The following is an 18,964-nucleotide window of genomic DNA, read 5'->3' as shown; positions in this document are numbered from 1 at the left end:
GTGCTGAAGGGCCGCAAGACCGCGGTTTCCAACGTGCTGCTGCTCGGCCTCTGGGGCGTCGCGCTTTTCTTCCTCTTCGCTCTCTACAACCCGGACAACCTGACCGTCGACAAGATTTACTGGTGGTACGTCGTGCACATCTGGGTCGAGGGCGTCTGGGAGCTGGTGATGGCCGCCGTCCTGGCTTTCCTCATGCTGAAGCTGACGGGCGTCGACCGCGAGGTGGTGGAGAAGTGGCTCTACGTCATCGTTGCCCTCGCGCTCTTCACCGGCCTGCTCGGCACGGGCCACCATTACTATTGGATCGGCACGCCGGCCTACTGGCAGTGGATCGGCTCGGTCTTCTCCACCCTGGAGGTCCTCCCCTTCTTCGCCATGGTGGTCTTCGTCTTCGTCATGGTCTGGAAGGGGAGCCGCGACCATCCCAACAAGGCGGCCCTGCTGTGGGCGCTGGGCTGCGCCACCCTGGCCTTCTTCGGCGCCGGCGTCTGGGGCTTCATGCACACCCTGGCTCCGGTCAACTACTACACCCACGGCACCCAGGTGACGGCGGCGCACGGCCATCTGGCCTTCTTCGGCGCTTACGTTTCGCTCAACCTGGCGATCATGACCTACGCCTTCCCCTATTTGCGGGGCCGCGAGCCCTACAACCAGGTCATCAACATGGCGAGCTTCTGGCTGATGTCCGGCGGCATGGCCTTCATGACCTTCACGCTGACCTTCGCCGGCACCATCCAGACCCACTTGCAGCGGGTCAACGGCGAGGACTTCATGAGCGTACAGGACCAGCTCGCGCTGTTCTACTGGATGCGGCTCGGCTCCGGCGTGGCCGTGGTGGTGGGCGCCCTGCTGTTCATCTATGCTCTTGCGGTGCCGCGGCGCGAGATCGTCGCGCCCGGCGAGACGGCCGGCGCGGTGCCGGCCGAGTGAGGCCCGCATGACCATGGCTGCTCTCGAAGTCAAAGAAGGGGGCGCAAGCCCCCTTCCGTTTTATGCCCCGACGGCGGACGAGTGCGCGGTCTTCGAGACGGCCTACCGCAACCGCCTGCCTCTGCTGCTCAAGGGGCCGACCGGCTGCGGCAAGACCCGCTTCGTCGCCCATATGGCGGCCAGGCTCGGCTTGCCGCTGCACACCGTGGCCTGCCACGACGACCTGACGGCGGCCGATCTGACCGGTCGCTACCTCCTGAAGGGCGGCGAGACGGTGTGGCTCGACGGTCCGCTGACCCGCGCCGTGCGCGATGGCGGGGTCTGCTATCTCGACGAGGTGGTGGAGGCGCGCAAGGACGTCACCGTCGTGCTCCATCCCCTGACCGACGACCGGCGCATCCTGCCGCTGGAGCGAACCGGCGAGCTGCTCAAGGCGCCGGACAGCTTCATGCTCGTGGTCTCCTACAATCCCGGCTACCAGAATATCCTCAAGACCCTGAAACCCTCGACCCGTCAGCGCTTCCTGGCGATCGACTTCGACTTCCCGCCGCCCGAGCGCGAAGTCGAGATCGTCGTCGCCGAAACCGGCCTCGATCCGGAACGGGCCAAGCTGCTGGTCCGTCTGGCCGGCAAGCTGCGCGGCCTCAAGGGCCAGGATATCGAAGAGGGGGTCTCGACCCGCCTGGTCGTCTATTGCGCCACGCTGCTGCAGGACGGCATGAAGATCGAGCGGGCCATCCATGCGGCCATGATCGAGCCGCTGTCCGACGACCCCGAGACCAAGCGCGGCCTCAAGGATCTGATGACCGCGGTGATCGGCTGAGGCCACTGCCATGCCGCTCGGCTTCAAGCCCTGGGAACCCGAGGAAGCGGTCGGCAGCCTGTGGCACCGCGTGGTCGGGCGTCTCGACGAGCGCCCGGCCTTTCCCGACGCCGCGGTCGTCCTGCCCGCCATGCAAGCGCGCATCGGCATCGTCTTTCGCGGTCTCGGCGGCGAAGCCGGCGTGGAGTTTCGGGACGCCACGGCCGAGGGCGCCCAGCACCGGCGCAGCGTCTGGCGCCGGCTCGGCCATGCCGAGGAGGTGATCGAGCGGCCCTCGTTCGACGGCGAGGTGCTGCGCCTGCCGGCGAGCCTGGACGCCCTGCCCGAGCGCGCGCTGAACGAGCAGCTCTATCTCTGGCTGGCCGCCTTTGCCGCGCACGACGAGGCCCCGCCGCCGGACGTCACGGACCCTCTGCGGGGCGACCTCCTCACCCTGCGCCGGGCCCAGGAGACGACCGCCCGACTGCTGGCCGACTACCCCGGCCTGCGGCCGAGTTACATGAGGCTCTGCCGGGAGACCCTCGCCCTGCGCGCCCGGCGCCAGCGGCCCGAAGCGGAGCAGGCCCTGGAGGACGCGATCCGCGCCCTGCTCAGCGACAGCGCCGCGCTCTCCGGCGCGGCCCGGCGCTATCTCGAGTTCATCCAGGACCAGACGGCGGCGCTGGAGGCCGTCGCCGCGCCCTCGGGCTACCGGTGTTTCGAGCCGGTCCTGCTGTGGCCGGAGCGGCGGCCGGCCCCGACGCCGGACAGGGGGGCGGCGGGCCGCGACGAAACCGGCGCCGGCAGCGGCCAGGCGCCCGACGGCAAGCGCAAGCGCGCCGCCCGAAAGAAGAGCGACCAGGCCAATCGGAAGGATTCCCTGATCCTCCACCGCTTCGAATCCATTCTCTCCTGGGCCGATTTCCTCAATCTCAACCGCCGCGTCGAGGACGACGACCCGGAGACGGCAAAGAAGGCGGCGGACGACGCCGAGGAGCTGGGCCTGGCCGATGTCGATCAGCGCCCGGCGACACGCCTCGCCTTCGATCTCGACCTGGCGCCGCGCGACCTCGACAGCGAGCGGCTGGCCGGCGAAGAGCTGCTGCCCGAATGGGACTACCGCGGCAATCGCTACCTGGCGGACCATGTCCGCATCCTGGAGAGCCGGGGCGAGAGCCTCGACCAGGCGGACGGCGTCGCAATCGAGCCGCTGGCGCGCCGGCGCATCGCGGCGGTTAAGCGGCAGTTCGAGGCCTTGCGGCCGCGGCGCCGCGTTCTGACCCGTCAGATCGACGGCGAGGAGCTCGACATGGAGGGCCTGGTGCGGTCCCTGGTCGACCTCCGGGCCTCCGGCCACGGCAGCAACCGGGTCTACCGTCAGATCGTCAACGACGAGCGCGACCTCGCCGTGGCGACGCTGATCGACTGCTCGCGCTCGACCGAGAGCGCCGTCGGCGAGCGCGCGGTGATCGACGTCGCGCGCGAAGCCCTCTCGGCGCTCGGTCACGGGCTGGCGGCGGTTGGCGACAGCCACGCGATCTACAGCTTCTCCTCGCTCAAGCGTCACCGGGTCTACGTGAACCGCCTCAAGGGCTTCGAAGAGCCGATGAATCCCACGGTCGAGCGCCGCATCGCCGCGCTCAAGCCCGGTTTCTACACCCGCCTCGGCGCCGCGATTCGCGCGGTCGCCAAGCCGCTCAAGGCGCAAGGCGCCTCGCGGCGGCTCCTGCTGGTGATCACCGACGGCAAGCCCAACGACCTCGACCACTACGAGGGCCGTTACGGCGTCGAGGACTCGCGCATGGCGGTGACCGAGGCGCGGCGCCTGGGCCATGCGGTCTTCGGCATCACCATCGACAAGCGCGCTGAGACCTACATCCCGCGCATCTTCGGCCAGAACGGCTACGCCATCGTCTCGCGGCCGGAACGCCTGACCAGCGCCCTGCCGCTGATCTACCGGCACCTGGTGACCTAGACGTGGGCGTCCCATGAAGGATAGCGACGACTGGGGCGGTATCGGCGCCCTGCCCGGCAATCCCATGATGTGGGTGCTGATCGGCTCCGAGCTGCTGGTCTTCGGCGCCGGGCTGATCGGCCTGGCCGGCGCCCGGCTGATGCAGCCCGAGCTCTTCGCGTCTTCGCAGGCCAGCCTCGACCGGCTGACCGGCGCCATCAACACCGGCGTGCTCCTGACCAGCGGCTACTTCGCCGCCTTGGCCGTACTGGCCATGCGCCAGGGGCGTATCGCCCGGACCCGGGCCTGGCTGGCCGCCGCCGGCGCGCTCGGCCTGGTCTTTCTGGTCATCAAGATCTTCGAGTACGCGGAAAAGGCCCAGGCCGGCATCGGGCTGGATACCAACGACTTCTTCACCCTCTACTACCTCTTGACCGGATTTCACCTGGCCCACGTGGTGTTCGGCCTGGTCATCCTGGTCATCGTCGGCGTCTCCGCCCGCCTCGAGTCGGTCGAAACCGGGACCGCGTTCTGGCACATGGTCGATCTCGTCTGGGTGCTGATCTTCCCGATGATCTACCTGGTGCGCTGATGGAACAACGCCGACTGCTGCTGGCCTGGCTCGCGCTGATCGCCCTCACGGTCGGCATGGCCTTCGCGGGCCGTGTCGCGGTCCCCGGGGGCAGCCTCCCGCCGCTCTGGCTCGGCGCCCTGGCCCTAGTCGGCCTGCTGAAGGCGCGGCTCATCCTTCGCGACTACCTCGACCTGCGCCGCGCGCCCGACTGGTCCGCCGGCTTTACCTTTGGCCTGGTCCTGCTCTCGGCCATCACCTACGGTCTCGCCCTGGCGACCTAGCAGGAAGATGAGAAAGCCTGGTGCCCTTGATCACGGTCATCCTTCGACACGCTCAGGATGAGGGTAAGTGATTGAAACATCTCCCCCTCACCCTGAGCTTGTCGAAGGGTGATGGTCCCGACTGCGCGCCTTTTTCAGCGCCTTGGGTTTCTTGACGAGCGTCAAGGTCGCTGCAGCGCCGGGGCCTTAAGCTGGTCCCCTGTTCTTGCCGGAGCCCGAACCATGCGCTTCATGACGCTCGCGATCGCCCTCGCCCTGATCGGTTGGACGGCGGCCACCATGATCTCGGTGACCCAGGCGCCGACCGTCGCGATCTCGGCCCATAACCCCTGCGCAGGCGCGGCGGAGACATGGTCCGAAAAGCTGAGCGCCAGCGGATTCCACGTGGTGGTCGAGACGCCGCAGGCCGACAGCGTTTCCTGCCTCACCGGCCGCGCCGGGGGCTTCGACCTGGAAGGAGCGGTGCCGCCCGCCGCTGTGGCCGCCTTGCTGAGGAAACGGCCCAAGGGCCTGCACGGTCTCTCGGTGGTCGACGCGCCAGAAGGGGAGGTGCTGGCGCTCAACCTGGATGGCAGCCGCTCGACCTTCATGGACGCCAATGGAGAGCTCTAGGCCATGCAGAAGCGCCCCCGACCCATCCGCCACCTCCTGACCGTCATCGGCTTCGGCGCGGCGCTGCTGCTCTGGGGCGCGGGTCTCGGGGTTGGCTTGCTGCTGCCGGACAGCAGCGAAGCCCCCGTCATGCTGCCTAGCGAGATCGCGCTCGGCATCCTCGTCAGTATGGTCGTGCTCGGCGGCGGTGGCTATCTGATGGGTTGGGTGTCCGACCGCATCGACGGCCTGATACGGTAACTACGCGACTTTCTGAAATCTCAATGCAAGCAGCCGAGGCCCGATTCACCCGCGCGGCGTCTGCGTCGTCGAGCTTTAGGGCCTGTTGACATTCAGGGCGCGCTTCTGGTCCGCGTGAAAACGGCCCGCTGTTAGGCGCGAGGAGGAAGGACATGTCGAGCATATTCGACGACAAGCAACGCGGCAGCGGGCCGATTGCGCCGGATCCCTTCGGGACGGGGCGCAAATGCGCTCCCGCCAGGAGCGCGCCGTGAATGTCAACAGGCCCTAGGGCCATGGCGGCTGGATGCGGTCGCGATTTGACGGTGGTCAAGGTGACGACGCGAGGCCTTTGAAAGGCTTCTAACGAGATCCGCGCACATCGATCACGCAAGCGGCGCCATGCATGCACTCAACCATCTGACGGCCGGCACCATCGAGGCCATCCCCGAGAACCTGCTGCGCGAGCCGATCGACTATCTCTCAGCGGATCATTTTCGGCAGAAGGTCGTCTGCAAGCTTCTCGACGATATCGCCTTCGATCCGGCAGGGCCCGAAGCGGTCCGTCTGGCCACCATCGTCTTGGCCTATGTGGAACAGGAGCTGCCAAAGCACATCGCGGACGAAGAGGAGGATCTTTTCCCGCTGTTGCAGCAACGCTGCCTCGCGGCGGACAATGCAGGCAGGCTGCTGTCCGTGCTGTCGGAAGAGCATCGGCAGGACAGCGCACTCTGCGAAGAGGTCCTGGACGGTCTGCGCGCCCTGGCCGACGGCCGAGTGCCCAGCAGAGGGGTGGCCTTCGTGCGCGCTGCCGCGGCTTTTGCAGAAACCCAACGCCGTCATCTCGCGTGGGAAGACGACGTTCTCTTGCCGCTTGCCCGCGAAAGGCTGACGGACGCCGATAGGAGGCAGATGGGCCGCGCCATGGCGCGGCGGCGCGGCGTCAATCTTCCAGGCTAGAGCAGATCATGTTCTGACGGAAACGCTTCGCGATTCCGGCAAAGACAGGTGAATCCGCTCTAGCAGGCTGCTGAAAAAGCCTGGAGCTCTTGATCACGGTCATCCTTCGACAGGGGGCGCAGCCCGGCGCTTCGCGCGGATGAGGGTAAGTGCTTGAAACATTTCGCCCTCACCCTGAGCTTGTCGAAGGGTGATGGTTCCGACTTAGCACTATGTCAGCAGCCTGCTAGCAGCCCCCGCTAGCGGCGCATCCCGGGAGCGCAAGGCGCGTGGCCATTGCTCACCTCCCGCAGCGCCGCAACGTCGGGAATGCAGATCTCGGCCCCGTGGGATTCGACCCCGACCTTGCGCAGCTTGGCCAAGGAGCGGGAAAAGGTCTCGGGCTGCATGCCGAGCCGGCCGGCGATCAGCGCCTTGTCGAGCGGCAGACGAACGTTCGCGTCATTGGCGTCCGCGGGACAGAGCTTGATCAGGAACCCGGCGACCCGCTCGGTCGAGGACTTGAGGGTCAGCTGCTCAACCTGGTTGACCAGCCGGCGCAAGTGCCGCGACATCGCGGCGAGGATGGGCACGACATACTCGCCGTGCTCCGTAAGCTGCCGGACGAAGGGGGCCGCGGGCACGACCAGGAGACGGGATTCCTCGACCGTCGCCGCGCCGACGGGATAGATGCCGGCATCGAACATGGCGGCCTCGGCGAAGGATTCGCCACGCCCGAAAACGGCGATCACGCTCTCCTCGCCCTCTTCGGTGGTCCGGAACAGCTTCACCCATCCGTCCAGGATGACGTAGAAGCGCGACCCTGGATCATCCTGGAGGAAGAGGACGGTGTTTCGTTCGAAGGGCTGCGCCCAGGCATCGGCCAACAGAGCTTGAATGCCGTCCACAGCCAGACCCGAAAACAGCGGAACGCCTGCGAGGATCTCCTGATCTCGCGCCGTCAGCCCGGTACGCCGGCGGAATTGCTCCTCCAAAACTTCGGGTGTTGCGGACATGCGATCGCCCCCGTTCGACGCTCCAACCCATCGTGACCCTAAAAAGGAGCATATCACAGCGCAGGCATTGATCTCGATCAGGGAAATCCGGAGCGGGACTTCGCGACACGGTCGAATCGCCGGAGGCGATTCATCGAACCCGGTGAATCTGCTCTAAACCTTAGATGTAGAGCGGATTCACATGTTTTGCCGGAACCGCGAAGCGTTTCCGTCAAGACATGATCCGCTCTAGGGCCGGCGCCGTGCCATCAACAAGGGCGCGTAGAGCGCGACGAAAAGCCCGAAGGCGCCGACCCAGCAGAGGGCCCCCAGGGTCAGGGCGAGGGAGCTCCCCGCCTCGATGATGGAAGAGAGGATCCGCAGCAGGGCCGCCGCGGTAACGAGCAGGTAGATCGCCGTGGTCCCGAATCCCGCCGACAGCGCCTGGCCGGTGTGGCCCAGGGTGGCGCGCGTCATCACGGCGAGGGTCATCGTGCCCATGGCACCGGCGGTCAGGGCGTGGATCGGCGCCGACGGCAGCAGGTCCGGAAACCAGATCGACAGGCCGAGCACGGCGAGCCCAAGGGCGACCCAGCCGTAGCCGAGATGGAGCACCCAGACCAGCGGCTCGCACAGCGTCCGGTGGCCGCGCCATCGGGCGAGGCGCCAGCCGTTGCCGAGGCCGGCGAGCAGGCAGAGCAGGCCGGTCACCGCCGAGTCGGGCCAGGCCGTCCAGCACAGCCCTGCGACGAGCGTCGCGAGAAGGACGGCCCGGTCGAGCGGGCCGAAGGGGCGGGGCAGCCGCGCCTCGTTCCGCTTTTTGAGCCAGTTGCGGGTGAAGCTCGGCACGATGCGCCCGCCGATCAAGGCGATCAGCATGACCACCGTGGCGAGGGCGAGGCGCAGCCCGCCGGACGCCGTTTCCGCGTTCGTCAGGTCTTCCAGGTGGATCAGGATATTGCAGCCGGCGAGCAGGGCAACGATCACGACTACGGGCAGATTGCGCCAATTGCGCCCGGCCAGGATCTCGCGGAGCAGGACGCCGTCGAGCGCGACCAGGAAGGCGACGTCGATCAGCGCCGCCGCTGCCGCTCCGATGACCTCCGACAGGCCGACGGCCAGGCGCCCGGCAACCCAGAGCGAGAACAGGAGGGCGAGCGGCCAGCCGCGGACCGGCAGACGGCCGGTCCAGTTCGGGACGGCGGTCAGGAGAAACCCGGCGATTGCGGCGCCGACGAAGCCGAACAGCATCTCGTGGCTGTGCCAGGCCAAGGGGTCGAAACGGCTCGGCAGGGCGAGGTAGCCGAGATAGATGCCGAGCCAGAGCGCCATCGCGATGACGGTCCAGGCGCCCGCGCCCAGGAAGAAGGGCCGGAAGCCCTGCTGCAGGATCGCCGGTCCGCGATAGGCCCGGCGCCGGTCGGCCGGACTCTGGTCAGCGAACATGCCGGCGGCTGGAGGGTCGGCCTCCTGTCCATGGCCCCTGAGACGGCCGGCTCATCCGGCGCTTCCGGGACTCGCCGCGGTCTTCTCTGCCGCCGCGCGCTTCTCGGCGCGGCGGCGCTGCTCGATCAAGGGCGGGCAGAGCTGGTCGTCGAAATAGTTGGCCTGGCAGCGCAGGCAGTAGATGCACTCGTTCGGATTGATCTGGCCGGTCGGATGGATCGCCTGCACAGGGCAGCTCGCCGTGCAGTGGTGGCAGGACTTGCCGCAGTGCCAGCGGCGTTTCAGCCACTCGAACATGCGCATGCGCGCCGGGATCGCCAGCGCCGCCCCGAGCGGGCAGAGGTAGCGGCAGAAGGCGCGCGAAACGAAGAGCCCGGCGACCAGCAGAACGGCCGCATAGAGCAGGTAGGGCCAGGGCCGGTCGAACCTGAGCACGATCGCGGTCTTGAAAGGCTCGACCTCGGCGCCCCGCAACGCCAGGGAGAGGTCGCCCAGGAAGACCGCGAAGATTGCCAGGAAGACGACGTACTTGATCGGCCAGAGCCGCTCGTGCAGGAAAAACGGCAGGCGCCATTGGGGAACGCCGAGCCATTGGGCGCCGCGGTTGATCAGCTCCTGCAGCGCGCCGAAGGGACAGAGCCAGCCGCAGAACACGCCCCGCCCCAGGAACAGCATGGCGACGGCGACGTAGCTCCAGAGAATGAACATCAGCGGGTCGAGCAGGAAGAAGTCCCAGCTGAATTCGGTCATGACCGCGTTGACGAAGGTCAGGACGTTGAGCACGGAGAGCTGCGCGCCGACGATCCAGCCGAGCCAGACCAGGGTGAAAATCAGGAAGCCGTTGCGAAGGGTTTCGTAGAGCCGCGGCTTCGCTGCGACGACGTCCTGAAAAACAAGGATCGCCGTGAGCAGGAAGAGCGCCAGGGCCAGGATGGCGATGTCGCTCCAGCGTTCCAGCCAGGTCTGGCGCCACAGCGGCGCGCCTTCCCAGGTTTCGACCGGCGCTTGATCGCCCACTCGGCGGTAGGTCGCGGGCAGGCTGTAGGGGAGTGCGAATATCGCTTGGACCGCGTCGCCGCGCGAATCCTCCCCGGTAACCGCGACCTCGAGGCGCCAGGGTTCCGTCGGCGAAAAGTCCGTCGAGCGGACGATGAAGAGCGCCAATTCGCGCAGGGCCGGCGCGGCCTCCACGGCGAGCTCTTCGACGCGGACGTGGTCCTCCTTTAGAAAGGTCACGGTCTTGGCACCCTGTACCAACTGAAGGCGGTCGAAGACGCCGCGCCGGACATAGGCCGTTCCCTTGAAGGAGAAGAGGCCCTGCCCACCGACGAAGACCAGCTGTTCGCCCTCGGAAAGCTCGGCGGTCACACGGTTGTAGAGCCGGTCGCCGAGCAGGTTGCGCCCGACCCTGGCGGGCGTGGCCAGGCCGGCGTGGAGCGACAGGTAGCGCGCGTCGGGGTCCGGGCGGGCGGTATCGGGGAATAGCTTCCCGCCTTCCGCCCCGATCGCCGCCTCGGCGTCGGCCACGGTGACGTCCAGCGACACCAGGGAGCCTTCGTCCGAGAGTTCCTGCCAGGTCGCCGGATCGAAGCTCTCGAAGTCGAGGCCGGCCTGGGCCTGACCCAGGATCCCGCGGCTGCGGGCGACCGCGCGCGCCGCGCGCAGGATGGCGTCGTTGAACACGACGGAGGAGATCGACGCTCCGGCGACGGCGTCCACTTGGCCGGCACCGCTCCCGCCGCGCCGCGCCACGCGCAGAGGCTCGCGAATGTCGAGGCCCCGGTACTGCGCGACAAAAGCCGCGAGATCCGAGTCGGCCACGCCGATCACCAGGATGGGCTCGCTGTGTGCCAGGATCGCCGCGCCGGTGATCCGCCCCTCGAGATCGATCCCGGCGAGGATGTCGAAGGGCTTGCCCGAATAGCCGGCCGAGGCGACGACCATCTGCGTCGAGAAGACGTAGCCGGCGAGAGCATCGCCGGTGAAGGCCTCGGCCGCCGGTGGGCTTCCCGTCATCGGGCCGAAGCGGGACGCATCGGGAAAGACCTCGTCCATCGGCGCCTCGGCCGCGAGGTTCGGCACCGGGTCCGCGGCATTCACGGCCTCTGGCGCGACCAGGGCCGCGAGGAGCATCAACAGACCGGCACAGCTCCGCATGAGTTCCTCTTCGCTCGCGCCAACTCAAGGTCTTCAGGCTCGTCCCGCCATCTTCGGCGGCGCCTCGATCTCCATCCTTGACCAAACTCAAGTCTCGGCGCGCAAGCGATCACGAAACTCGCCAAAAGCTTTCTACTTGACCATCGTCAAGGATGGTGACCGACCCGGTGCCTAGCCTCGATTCACTCTTCAGAAGCGAGGATGCACCATGAGACAGGCACTGCTCCCCGGGCTCGCTGCGCTGGTCGCCGCGGCGGCTCTTTCGCTCTCCCTTACCGCCGCCCAGGCGGCTGAAAAGCCAAAGGCCGAGGACCTGAAGAAGCACGGGACCCAGCCGGGCGAACGCTACGAGCCCAGCCTCGACGTACTGCCCGAGGAAGGCGCCAAGTTTCCCGGCGCCGAGGAAGGTGTTCCGAGCCTCACCAAGGACGAGTTCGCCCGGGCCAACGAGATCTACTTCCAGCGCTGCGCTGGATGCCATGGCGTGCTGCGCAAAGGCGCCACGGGCAAGGCACTGACGACCGATCTCACCCGCGAGCTCGGCTACGACTACCTCCACGCCTTCATCAACTACGGCTCGCCGGCGGGCATGCCGAACTGGGGCACCTCGGGGGACCTGAGCGAAAGCGACATCGACCTGATGACCCGCTATCTGCTCAACGAGCCGCCGCAGCCGCCGGAGTTCGGCCTGCCGGAGATCAAGGCGAGCTGGAAGGTGCACGTTCCGCGCGATCAGCGGCCCGACAAGAAAGAGAACACGATCGACATCGACAACCTCTTCTCGGTCACGCTGCGCGACAGCGGCGAGGTCGCCCTGATCGACGGCGGCACGAAAGAGATCGTCACCATTCTGTCGACCGGCTACGCGGTCCACATTTCCCGGCTCTCCGCCTCGGGGCGCTATCTCTTCACCATCGGCCGCGACGCCAAGATCAACCTGATCGACCTGTGGATGGATCCGCCGACCACTGTCGCCGAGATCAAGGTCGGCATGGAGGCGCGCTCGGTCGAGACCTCCAAGATGAAAGGCTGGGAGGACAAGTACGCGATCGCCGGCTCCTACTGGCCGCCGCAGTACGTGATCATGGACGGGTCCACCTTGGAACCGATCAAGGTCGTCTCGACCCGCGGCATGACGTACGACACCCAGGAGTTCCATCCGGAGCCGCGCGTGGCCTCGATCGTGGCCTCGCACTACAACCCGGAATTCGTGGTCAACATCAAGGAAACCGGCCACATCCTGATGGTCAACTACCAGGACATCAAGAACCTCAAGGTGACCGCCATCGAGGCCGAACGCTTCCTCCACGACGGCGGCTTCGACTCGACGGGCCGCTACTTCCTGGTGGCGGCCAACGCGCGCGACAAGGTTGCCGTGGTCGACACCAAGGAGGACAAGCTGGTCGCGCTGATCGAAACCGGCATCAAGCCGCACCCGGGACGCGGCGCGAACTTCGTGCATCCCAAGCACGGGCCGGTCTGGGCGACCAGCCACCTGGGCGACGAGACCATCGCGCTGATCGGCACCGATCCCAAGAAGCACGCCGACAAGGCCTGGAAGGTAGTCGAGACCCTCGAAGGGCAGGGCGGCGGATCGCTGTTCATCAAGACCCACCCGAAGTCCACCAACCTCTACGTCGATACGCCGCTCAACCCGGAGCCCGAGCTCGCCTCTTCGGTCGCGGTGTTCGACATCAAAAACCTGGACAAGGGTTACGAGGTGCTGCCGATCGGTGAATGGTCCGGCATCTCCGAGGGCGTCCGGCGCGTCGTCCAGGGCGAGTACAACAAGGACGGGTCGGAGATCTGGTTCTCGGTGTGGAACGGCAAGGACCAGGAATCGGCGATCGTCGTGGTCGACGACAAGACGCGTAAGCTGAAGCACGTCATCAAGGACAAACGTCTGATCACGCCGACCGGCAAGTTCAACGTCTACAACACGAGGAACGACGTCTACTAGAGCAGGCACCACTTCCGGGTGCGGGACGCCCAAGTCCCGCCCCGGATGGCGCCGAACCGTCCCCGCATTCAACCAGCCAGGAAGCGCTCTCGAATGTCCCAAACGGTTTCGCCTCTGGTCTCCCTGGTCGGCGCCGGTCCCGGCGACCCGGAGCTCCTCACGATTAAGGCACTGCGGGTGCTTCGCGAAGCAGAGGCCGTGGTCTACGACCGGCTCATCTCGCCGGAGATACTCGCCCTGATCCCCTCGGGCACCATGCGGATCTATGTCGGCAAGGCGAGCGCCCACCACACGCTGGCCCAGGAAGAGACCAACGCGCTGCTGGCCAAGCTGGCCCGCGCCGGCCATCGGGTGGTGCGGCTCAAGGGCGGCGATCCCTTCATCTTCGGCCGCGGCAGCGAGGAGGCGGAATACCTGGCCCGGCAGGGCATCGCCTTCGAGGTCGTGCCCGGCGTCACGGCCGCCTCGGGCTGCACCGCAGGCGTCGGCATCCCGCTGACCCACCGCGGCCTCGCCACGGGCGTGCGCTTCGTGACCGGCCACTGCCGAGAAGATCGGGACCTCGACCTGAACTGGGCCAGCCTGGCCGATCCCGACACGACGCTGGTGATCTACATGGGCCTGTCGAACCTGCCCGGAATCTGCCGGTCGCTCATCGAGGCGGGCTTGGCGGCGGATACCCCGGCGGCGGCGGTCGCCAACGGGACGCTGCCGAACGAAACCATCTGCCGCTCGACGCTGGCCGAACTGCCGAACGCCGTCAGGCGGGACGAACTCAAGGCTCCGGTCCTGATCGTCGTCGGCCGCGTCGTCGCACTGTCAGAGCTGCTCGGCGCCTCGGCCTGGACCGGCGGTGAGACGGACCCCGGGCTTCGCGAGATGCGCAATGGCTAGAGCGGATCATGATTTGACGAAAGCGCTTCGCGGTTCCGGCAAGACATGTGAATCCGCTCGACATCAATCTAGACGCCTGGGCTTCGCTTCCGCCTTGGTCCTCAGCCTCGCGATCGGCTCACCAGCCCTGGCGGCGCCGCCGGCCGAACGCCAGGCGGAGCTGATCCACCGGCTCAAGCACGACTGCGGCTCCTGCCACGGCATGACGCTGAAGGGCGGGCTCGGACCCTCGCTCCTGCCGCAGGCGCTCGCCGGCAAACCGAACGATGCCCTGGTCGAGGTGATCCTCTACGGCTTGCCCGGCACGCCGATGCCGCCGTGGAACTTCGAAATCCGCGAGGACGAAGCGGACTGGCTGGTCGAGCGCATGAAGGAGGGCCTCTGACATGGACCTGGGTCGATCCCTTGTCTTGGTGAGCTTGACCCTGGCCCTCGCCGCCTGCGCGACCGCGCCGCGCGGCACCGGCGACATGGGCCTGGTCGTCGAGCGGGCCGACGGCCGCGTGCAGATCGTCGAGACCACCGGCCGCTCGACCGTGTCCGAGGTCGCCGGACTGGGCGACCTGTCCCACGCCTCGACGGTCTTCTCGCGCGACGGGCGCTATGCCTACGTCTTCGGGCGCGACGGCGGCCTCAACAAGATCGACCTCCTCAACGGCAGGCTCGACCAGAGGGTCGTGCAGGCCGGGAACTCGATCGGCGGCGCGATCTCCCAGGACGGCAGCTTGATCGCCGTGTCCAACTACGAACCGGGCGGCGTTCGCGTGTTCGACGCGGACTCGCTCGAGCTGGTGGCCGACATCCCGGCGGTCTATGGCGCGGCCGGCGCGACCTCGAAGGTGGTCGGCCTGGTCGACGCGCCGGGCCAGCGCTTCGTGTTCAGCCTCTACGACGCAGGCGAGATCTGGGTTGCCGACCTCTCCGAGCCCGCCAGCCCGAAGATCCGGAAGTACCGGGACATCGGCCAGCTGCCCTATGACGGCTTGATCACGCCGGACGGCCGCTACTACCTGGCCGGCCTGTTCGGCGAAGACGGTATCGCGCTGCTCGATCTCTGGCAGCTCGACGTGGGCGTCAGGCGCATTCTCGACGGCTACGGGCGCGGCGAGGAACCGCTTCCAGTCTACAAGATGCCCCATCTCGAAGGCTGGGCCAGCGCGGGCAACCAGATCTTTCTCCCCGCCGTGGGCAGGCACGAAGTGCTCGTCGTCGAGCGGGACAGCTGGCGCCAGGTCGGCCGCATCCCGGTGCAGGGACAGCCGATCTTCGTCGTGGCGCGCCCGGACGGGCGTCAGGTCTGGGTCAACTTCGCGCACCCGAGCAACGGCGTGGTCCAGGTCATCGACGTGGCGACGCGGCAGGTGGTGCAGACCCTGGAGCCGGGCCCCGCTGTCCTGCATCTCGAGTTCACGCCGCGGGGCGAGCAGGTCTGGCTCTCGGTGCGCGACGGCGACCGGGTCGAGGTCTACGACACGGAAACCTTTGCCCGCATCGCCGAGCTCCCGGCCAAGAAACCGAGCGGCATCTTCCTCACCGCCCGGGCCAATCGGATCGGGCTCTAGGAGGGCCAATGCCTGCAATGGATCTTGCAACGGAACGCGACCGCGAGCCCTCGCCGCTGGAGAAGCGGTTGCTGAACGACTATCAGCGCGGCTTTCCGCTGGTCTCCCGGCCTTACGCGGCGATCGCCGAAGATCTCGGCTGCGACGAGGCAACGGTGATCGCCGCGCTCGAAAGCCTGCAGGAGTCCGGCACCATTTCCCGCATCGGCGCCGTCGTGACGCCGCACCGCGCGGGTTGGAGCACGCTGGCCGCCATGGCGGTCCCGCCTGACCGGCTCGAAGCGGTGGCAGAGACGGTGAGTGCCTTCCCCGAGGTGAACCACAACTACGAGCGCGAGCACCGCCTCAATCTTTGGTTCGTCGTTGCGGCCCGCGACCGCGAGGCCGTGCGATGCGTGCTGGATGACATCGAACGGCAGACCGGCCTCGCCGTGTTCGACCTGCCTCTGGTCGAGGCCTACCGGCTGGATCTGGGGTTCCCGCTGCAATGGGACTGAGCGACCTCGAACGGCGCCTGATCGCCGCCGTCCAGGACGGCCTGCCGCTGGCGCCGCGGCCCTACGCCGAGGTCGGCGCGCGGCTCGGCCTCTCCGAGGACGAGGTCGTCGCGGGCCTGCGCCGCCTGATCGATCGCGGCGCGATCCGCCGATGGGGCGTGGTCGTCCGCCATCACGAACTGGGCTACCGGGCCAATGCCATGGTCGTCTGGGACGTGCCCGATTCCCAGGTACGCGCGGCCGGAGAGCGCCTCGCGCGGCTGCCCTTCGTCACGCTCTGCTACCAGCGTCCGCGCCGGCCGCCGCACTGGCCCTACAACCTCTTCTGCATGATTCATGGGCGCGACCGGGCCAAGGTGGAGGCGCTCGTCCTCGAGGCCGCGGCGCAAGCCGGCCTGACCGAGGTCGCCCGCGCCACCTTGTTCAGCCGTCGCCGCTTCAAGCAGCGGGGCGCGCGCTACGGTACTCCGCGAGAGGGCGTGGAAACGGCCAAGGCGGTTGCGGTCTGATGGACGCCCTCGACCGGAAGATCATCAATGCTCTGCAGGGCGGCTTTCCCGTCGCCGAACGCCCCTATGCCGAGGCGGCCGCCCGGCTGGGTGTCTCCGAAACGACCTTGATCGGGCGTCTGCAAGGCATGCTGGAGCAGAAGGTGCTGTCCCGCTTCGGCCCGCTCTACGACGCCGAGAGGCTCGGCGGCGGCTTGACGCTCGCGGCCATGGCCGTGCCGGAGGCGCGCTTCGAGGCGGTCGCCGAGACCGTCAACGCTTTCCCCGAGGTGGCGCACAACTACCAGCGCGATCACCGGCTGAACATGTGGTTCGTCGTCGCGACCGAACGGCCCGAGCAGGTCGCCGCGGTGCTGGCGGAGATCGAGGCGGCGACCGGGCTTCCGGTCCTGAACATGCCCAAGCGCGAGGAGTACTTCCTCGAGCTGAGGTTGACGGTATGAGCGCGGCGCCCCCAGAGACAAAGTCGCGGACGGTCGACGACCTCGACCGCCGGATCGTCGCCGCGACCCAGTCCGGCCTGCCGCTCTGCGCCCGGCCCTACCACAGGGTCGCGGAAACGCTCGGCCTCGCGCCCGGGGAAGTCATGGAACGACTGGCGGCCATGCAGGCGCGGGGCGCGATCCGGCGCATCGGCGCCGTGCCCAATCACTACAGGCTCGGCTACCGGGCCAACGGCATGTCGGTCTGGAACATCCCGGACGGGGAAGTCAGCGCGCTCGGCCGCCGGGTCGGCGCGCTCGAGTTCGTGACCCATTGCTACCAGCGGCCGCGGCACCCGCCCGACTGGCCCTACAACCTCTTCGCCATGGTGCACGGCCAAACACGCAGCGAAGTCGAGCTGAAGGTGGCGCAGATCGCCGCGCTGCTGGGCGAAGCCGACCGCGGGCACGAGGTGCTCTACAGCACGCGCATCCTGAAGAAGACCGGCCTGCGGATCGCGGCCAGGGAGGAAAGGAATGTTTCGACTTAACCAGTTCATGCGCGAGCTGATCGCGCCGACCCCTGTCCGGCGCCGCGTGCCGCCCGGCCCCGTGGTCATCTGGAACCTGATCCGGCGCTGCAACCTCAACTGCCGGCACTGCTACTCGCTGTCCGCCGACGTCGATTTCCCCGGCGAGCTTTCGACCGCCGAGATCTTCGCCGTGATGGACGACCTCCGGGCCTTCGGCGTACCGGTCCTGATCCTCTCCGGGGGCGAGCCCCTGCTCCGCCCGGACATCTTCGAGATCTCCCGCCGGGCCAAGGATCTCGGCTTCTACGTCGGGCTGTCCTCCAACGGCACGCTGATCGACCGCCCGATGAGCGAAGAGATCGCCGAGATCGGCTACGACTACGTCGGCGTCAGCCTCGACGGCATCGGCGCGGTGCACGACGCCTTCCGGCGCCAGGAGGGCGCCTTCGAGGCCGCGCTCGGCGGCCTGCGCCTGTGCCAGGAGCGGGGCATCAAGGTCGGCCTACGCTTCACCATGACCGAGCGGAACGTCGAGTCGCTGCCGGAGATGCTCGACCTGCTCGACCGCGAGGAGATCGACAAGTTCTACCTGTCGCACCTGGTCTACGCGGGCCGCGGCAACCGCTACCGGGACGACGACGCCTATCACCGCACCACGCGCCGCGCCATGGACCTGATCTTCGAGCGCTGCTGGGACTACGTAGCACGCGGCATCAACAAGGAGTTCGTGACCGGCAACAACGACGCCGACGGCGTCTACTTCCTCTACTGGGTGCGCGAGCGCTTCCCGGAAATGGAAGACCATATCCGCGCCAAGCTGGCGGCCTGGGGCGGCAATGCGTCCGGCGTCAACGTCGCCAACATCGACAACCTCGGCAACGTCCACCCCGACACCTTCTGGTGGCACTATACCCTGGGCAACGTGCGCGAGCGGCCCTTCTCGGAGATCTGGCCCGATACGAGCGATCCGATCATGGCGGGGCTCAAGGCCAGCCCGAGGAAGATCACCGGGCGCTGCGGCGCCTGCCGTTTCTTCGACGTCTGCGGCGGCAACACGCGAGTCCGCTCGTTCCAGCTCTCCGGCGATCCCTGGGCCGAGGATCCGGCCTGCTACCTGAGCGACGCCGAGATCGGCGTCGCGCCGGGACCGCGCCTCGCGGTCACGCCCTACCGGAAGAGGCCCCATGTCTCGGCGACTCCTTAGCCTCTGCGCCACGCTGCTGGTCTTGGGCGCCGCAGCGGCGTCCGCGGACGACGCAAATCGGGCGCTCGTGCTCTATCAGACCCATTGCGCCAGCTGCCACGGCGAAGACCGCCTGGGCGGGGTCGGCCCGGCCCTCCTGCCGCAGAACCTGCGACGGCTCAGGCAAGCGAAGGCCGCGAAGGTGATCGCCCAGGGGCGTCCGGCTACGCAGATGCCGGCCTTCGGCCAGGACCTGACCGAACCGCAGATCGCGGCCTTGGTCGGGCTGATCTACGCGCCCCTGCCCGAGGAGCCGCGGTGGGGCGTGGCGGAGATCGAGGCCTCGCGGCAGGTCACGGCCGCCGCCGCGCGGCTTCCCGAAGCGCCCCTTTACGAGGCCGATCCGCTCAACCTCTTCGTCGTGGTCGAGAGCGGCGACCATCACGTCACGATCCTCGACGGCGACCGCTTCGCGCCGATCACCCGCTTCGAGAG

The 18,964-nt window shown here is 67.8% G+C and carries 21 protein-coding genes; 18 read left to right on the top strand and 3 right to left on the bottom strand.

Annotation, left to right across the window (positions count from 1 at the left end; translation table 11 throughout):
* From QNJ67_20340 to QNJ67_20305, 8 genes are all read left to right on the top strand, one after another.
* The coding region (locus QNJ67_20340; protein ID MDJ0611335.1) for a cbb3-type cytochrome c oxidase subunit I at positions 1-930 on the top strand (930 nt) is incomplete at its 5' end.
* Positions 931-937: 7 nt separating this feature from the next.
* Positions 938-1,753, top strand: coding sequence for a CbbQ/NirQ/NorQ/GpvN family protein (locus QNJ67_20335; GenBank protein MDJ0611334.1), 816 nt, complete (start codon positions 938-940; stop codon positions 1,751-1,753).
* A 10-nt stretch (positions 1,754-1,763) separates the two neighbouring features.
* Positions 1,764-3,707 carry a VWA domain-containing protein gene (locus QNJ67_20330; protein MDJ0611333.1) on the top strand — a complete coding sequence of 648 codons (1,944 nt, stop codon included), beginning with the start codon at positions 1,764-1,766 and terminating at the stop codon, positions 3,705-3,707.
* A 13-nt stretch (positions 3,708-3,720) separates the two neighbouring features.
* Positions 3,721-4,278 carry a cytochrome c oxidase subunit 3 family protein gene (locus QNJ67_20325; GenBank protein MDJ0611332.1) on the top strand — a complete coding sequence of 186 codons (558 nt, stop codon included), beginning with the start codon at positions 3,721-3,723 and terminating at the stop codon, positions 4,276-4,278.
* Positions 4,278-4,541 carry a cytochrome C oxidase subunit IV family protein gene (locus QNJ67_20320; protein MDJ0611331.1) on the top strand — a complete coding sequence of 88 codons (264 nt, stop codon included), beginning with the start codon at positions 4,278-4,280 and terminating at the stop codon, positions 4,539-4,541. Before QNJ67_20325 ends, QNJ67_20320 begins: the two co-directional genes overlap by 1 nt.
* A gap of 222 nt (positions 4,542-4,763) precedes the next feature.
* Positions 4,764-5,153 (top strand): DUF411 domain-containing protein, encoded by a 390-nt coding sequence (locus QNJ67_20315; protein ID MDJ0611330.1) that lies wholly within the window; start codon positions 4,764-4,766, stop codon positions 5,151-5,153.
* A 3-nt stretch (positions 5,154-5,156) separates the two neighbouring features.
* Positions 5,157-5,393, top strand: a complete 237-nt coding sequence (locus tag QNJ67_20310; protein ID MDJ0611329.1) for a hypothetical protein — start codon at positions 5,157-5,159, stop codon at positions 5,391-5,393.
* Positions 5,394-5,774: 381 nt separating this feature from the next.
* A complete protein-coding gene (locus QNJ67_20305) occupies positions 5,775-6,332 on the top strand; it encodes a hemerythrin domain-containing protein (protein MDJ0611328.1) in 558 nt (185 codons plus the stop codon).
* A gap of 239 nt (positions 6,333-6,571) precedes the next feature.
* On the opposite strand, the gene QNJ67_20300 is transcribed toward QNJ67_20305, so the two are convergent.
* The 3 genes from QNJ67_20300 to QNJ67_20290 form a co-directional block, all read right to left on the bottom strand.
* The gene (locus tag QNJ67_20300) at positions 6,572-7,327 is read right to left on the bottom strand and encodes a Crp/Fnr family transcriptional regulator (protein ID MDJ0611327.1); all 756 of its coding nucleotides are present in this window, start codon (positions 7,325-7,327) and stop codon (positions 6,572-6,574) included.
* 228 nt (positions 7,328-7,555) lie between these two features.
* Positions 7,556-8,752 (bottom strand): NnrS family protein, encoded by a 1,197-nt coding sequence (locus tag QNJ67_20295; protein ID MDJ0611326.1) that lies wholly within the window; start codon positions 8,750-8,752, stop codon positions 7,556-7,558.
* 51 nt (positions 8,753-8,803) lie between these two features.
* The gene (locus tag QNJ67_20290; GenBank protein MDJ0611325.1) at positions 8,804-10,909 is read right to left on the bottom strand and encodes a 4Fe-4S binding protein; all 2,106 of its coding nucleotides are present in this window, start codon (positions 10,907-10,909) and stop codon (positions 8,804-8,806) included.
* 208 nt (positions 10,910-11,117) lie between these two features.
* Here QNJ67_20290 and QNJ67_20285 point away from each other — a divergent pair, with 208 nt between their 5' ends.
* The 10 genes from QNJ67_20285 to QNJ67_20240 form a co-directional block, all read left to right on the top strand.
* Positions 11,118-12,869 (top strand): cytochrome D1 domain-containing protein, encoded by a 1,752-nt coding sequence (locus QNJ67_20285; GenBank protein MDJ0611324.1) that lies wholly within the window; start codon positions 11,118-11,120, stop codon positions 12,867-12,869.
* 93 nt (positions 12,870-12,962) lie between these two features.
* Complete coding sequence (gene cobA, locus QNJ67_20280; protein ID MDJ0611323.1) at positions 12,963-13,763, top strand: uroporphyrinogen-III C-methyltransferase; 801 nt, start codon at positions 12,963-12,965, stop codon at positions 13,761-13,763.
* A gap of 94 nt (positions 13,764-13,857) precedes the next feature.
* Positions 13,858-14,148 carry a cytochrome c gene (locus QNJ67_20275; GenBank protein ID MDJ0611322.1) on the top strand — a complete coding sequence of 97 codons (291 nt, stop codon included), beginning with the start codon at positions 13,858-13,860 and terminating at the stop codon, positions 14,146-14,148.
* A 1-nt stretch (position 14,149) separates the two neighbouring features.
* Positions 14,150-15,325: a cytochrome D1 domain-containing protein gene (locus QNJ67_20270; GenBank protein MDJ0611321.1), complete on the top strand. Its 1,176-nt coding sequence runs from the start codon at positions 14,150-14,152 to the stop codon at positions 15,323-15,325.
* A 17-nt stretch (positions 15,326-15,342) separates the two neighbouring features.
* On the top strand, positions 15,343-15,822 hold the full coding sequence (locus QNJ67_20265; GenBank protein MDJ0611320.1) for an Lrp/AsnC family transcriptional regulator: 480 nt from the start codon (positions 15,343-15,345) through the stop codon (positions 15,820-15,822).
* Positions 15,813-16,331: an AsnC family protein gene (locus tag QNJ67_20260; protein MDJ0611319.1), complete on the top strand. Its 519-nt coding sequence runs from the start codon at positions 15,813-15,815 to the stop codon at positions 16,329-16,331. Before QNJ67_20265 ends, QNJ67_20260 begins: the two co-directional genes overlap by 10 nt.
* Positions 16,331-16,774: an AsnC family transcriptional regulator gene (locus tag QNJ67_20255; protein MDJ0611318.1), complete on the top strand. Its 444-nt coding sequence runs from the start codon at positions 16,331-16,333 to the stop codon at positions 16,772-16,774. Before QNJ67_20260 ends, QNJ67_20255 begins: the two co-directional genes overlap by 1 nt.
* Positions 16,771-17,304, top strand: coding sequence for an AsnC family transcriptional regulator (locus QNJ67_20250; protein ID MDJ0611317.1), 534 nt, complete (start codon positions 16,771-16,773; stop codon positions 17,302-17,304). Before QNJ67_20255 ends, QNJ67_20250 begins: the two co-directional genes overlap by 4 nt.
* Positions 17,291-18,490, top strand: coding sequence for a heme d1 biosynthesis radical SAM protein NirJ (gene nirJ / locus QNJ67_20245; protein ID MDJ0611316.1), 1,200 nt, complete (start codon positions 17,291-17,293; stop codon positions 18,488-18,490). The genes QNJ67_20250 and nirJ overlap by 14 nt, the downstream gene beginning before the upstream one ends.
* Positions 18,471-18,964: c-type cytochrome (locus tag QNJ67_20240; protein ID MDJ0611315.1), on the top strand; the 494-nt coding region annotated here is incomplete at its 3' end. The genes nirJ and QNJ67_20240, both read left to right, overlap by 20 nt.

This window comes from Kiloniellales bacterium, assembly GCA_030064845.1.
Classification (GTDB): Bacteria; Pseudomonadota; Alphaproteobacteria; order Kiloniellales; family JAKSDN01; genus JASJEC01.
The sequence above is the reverse complement of the archived record's forward strand: the minus strand, read 5'-3'. Positions and strand labels throughout refer to the sequence as shown.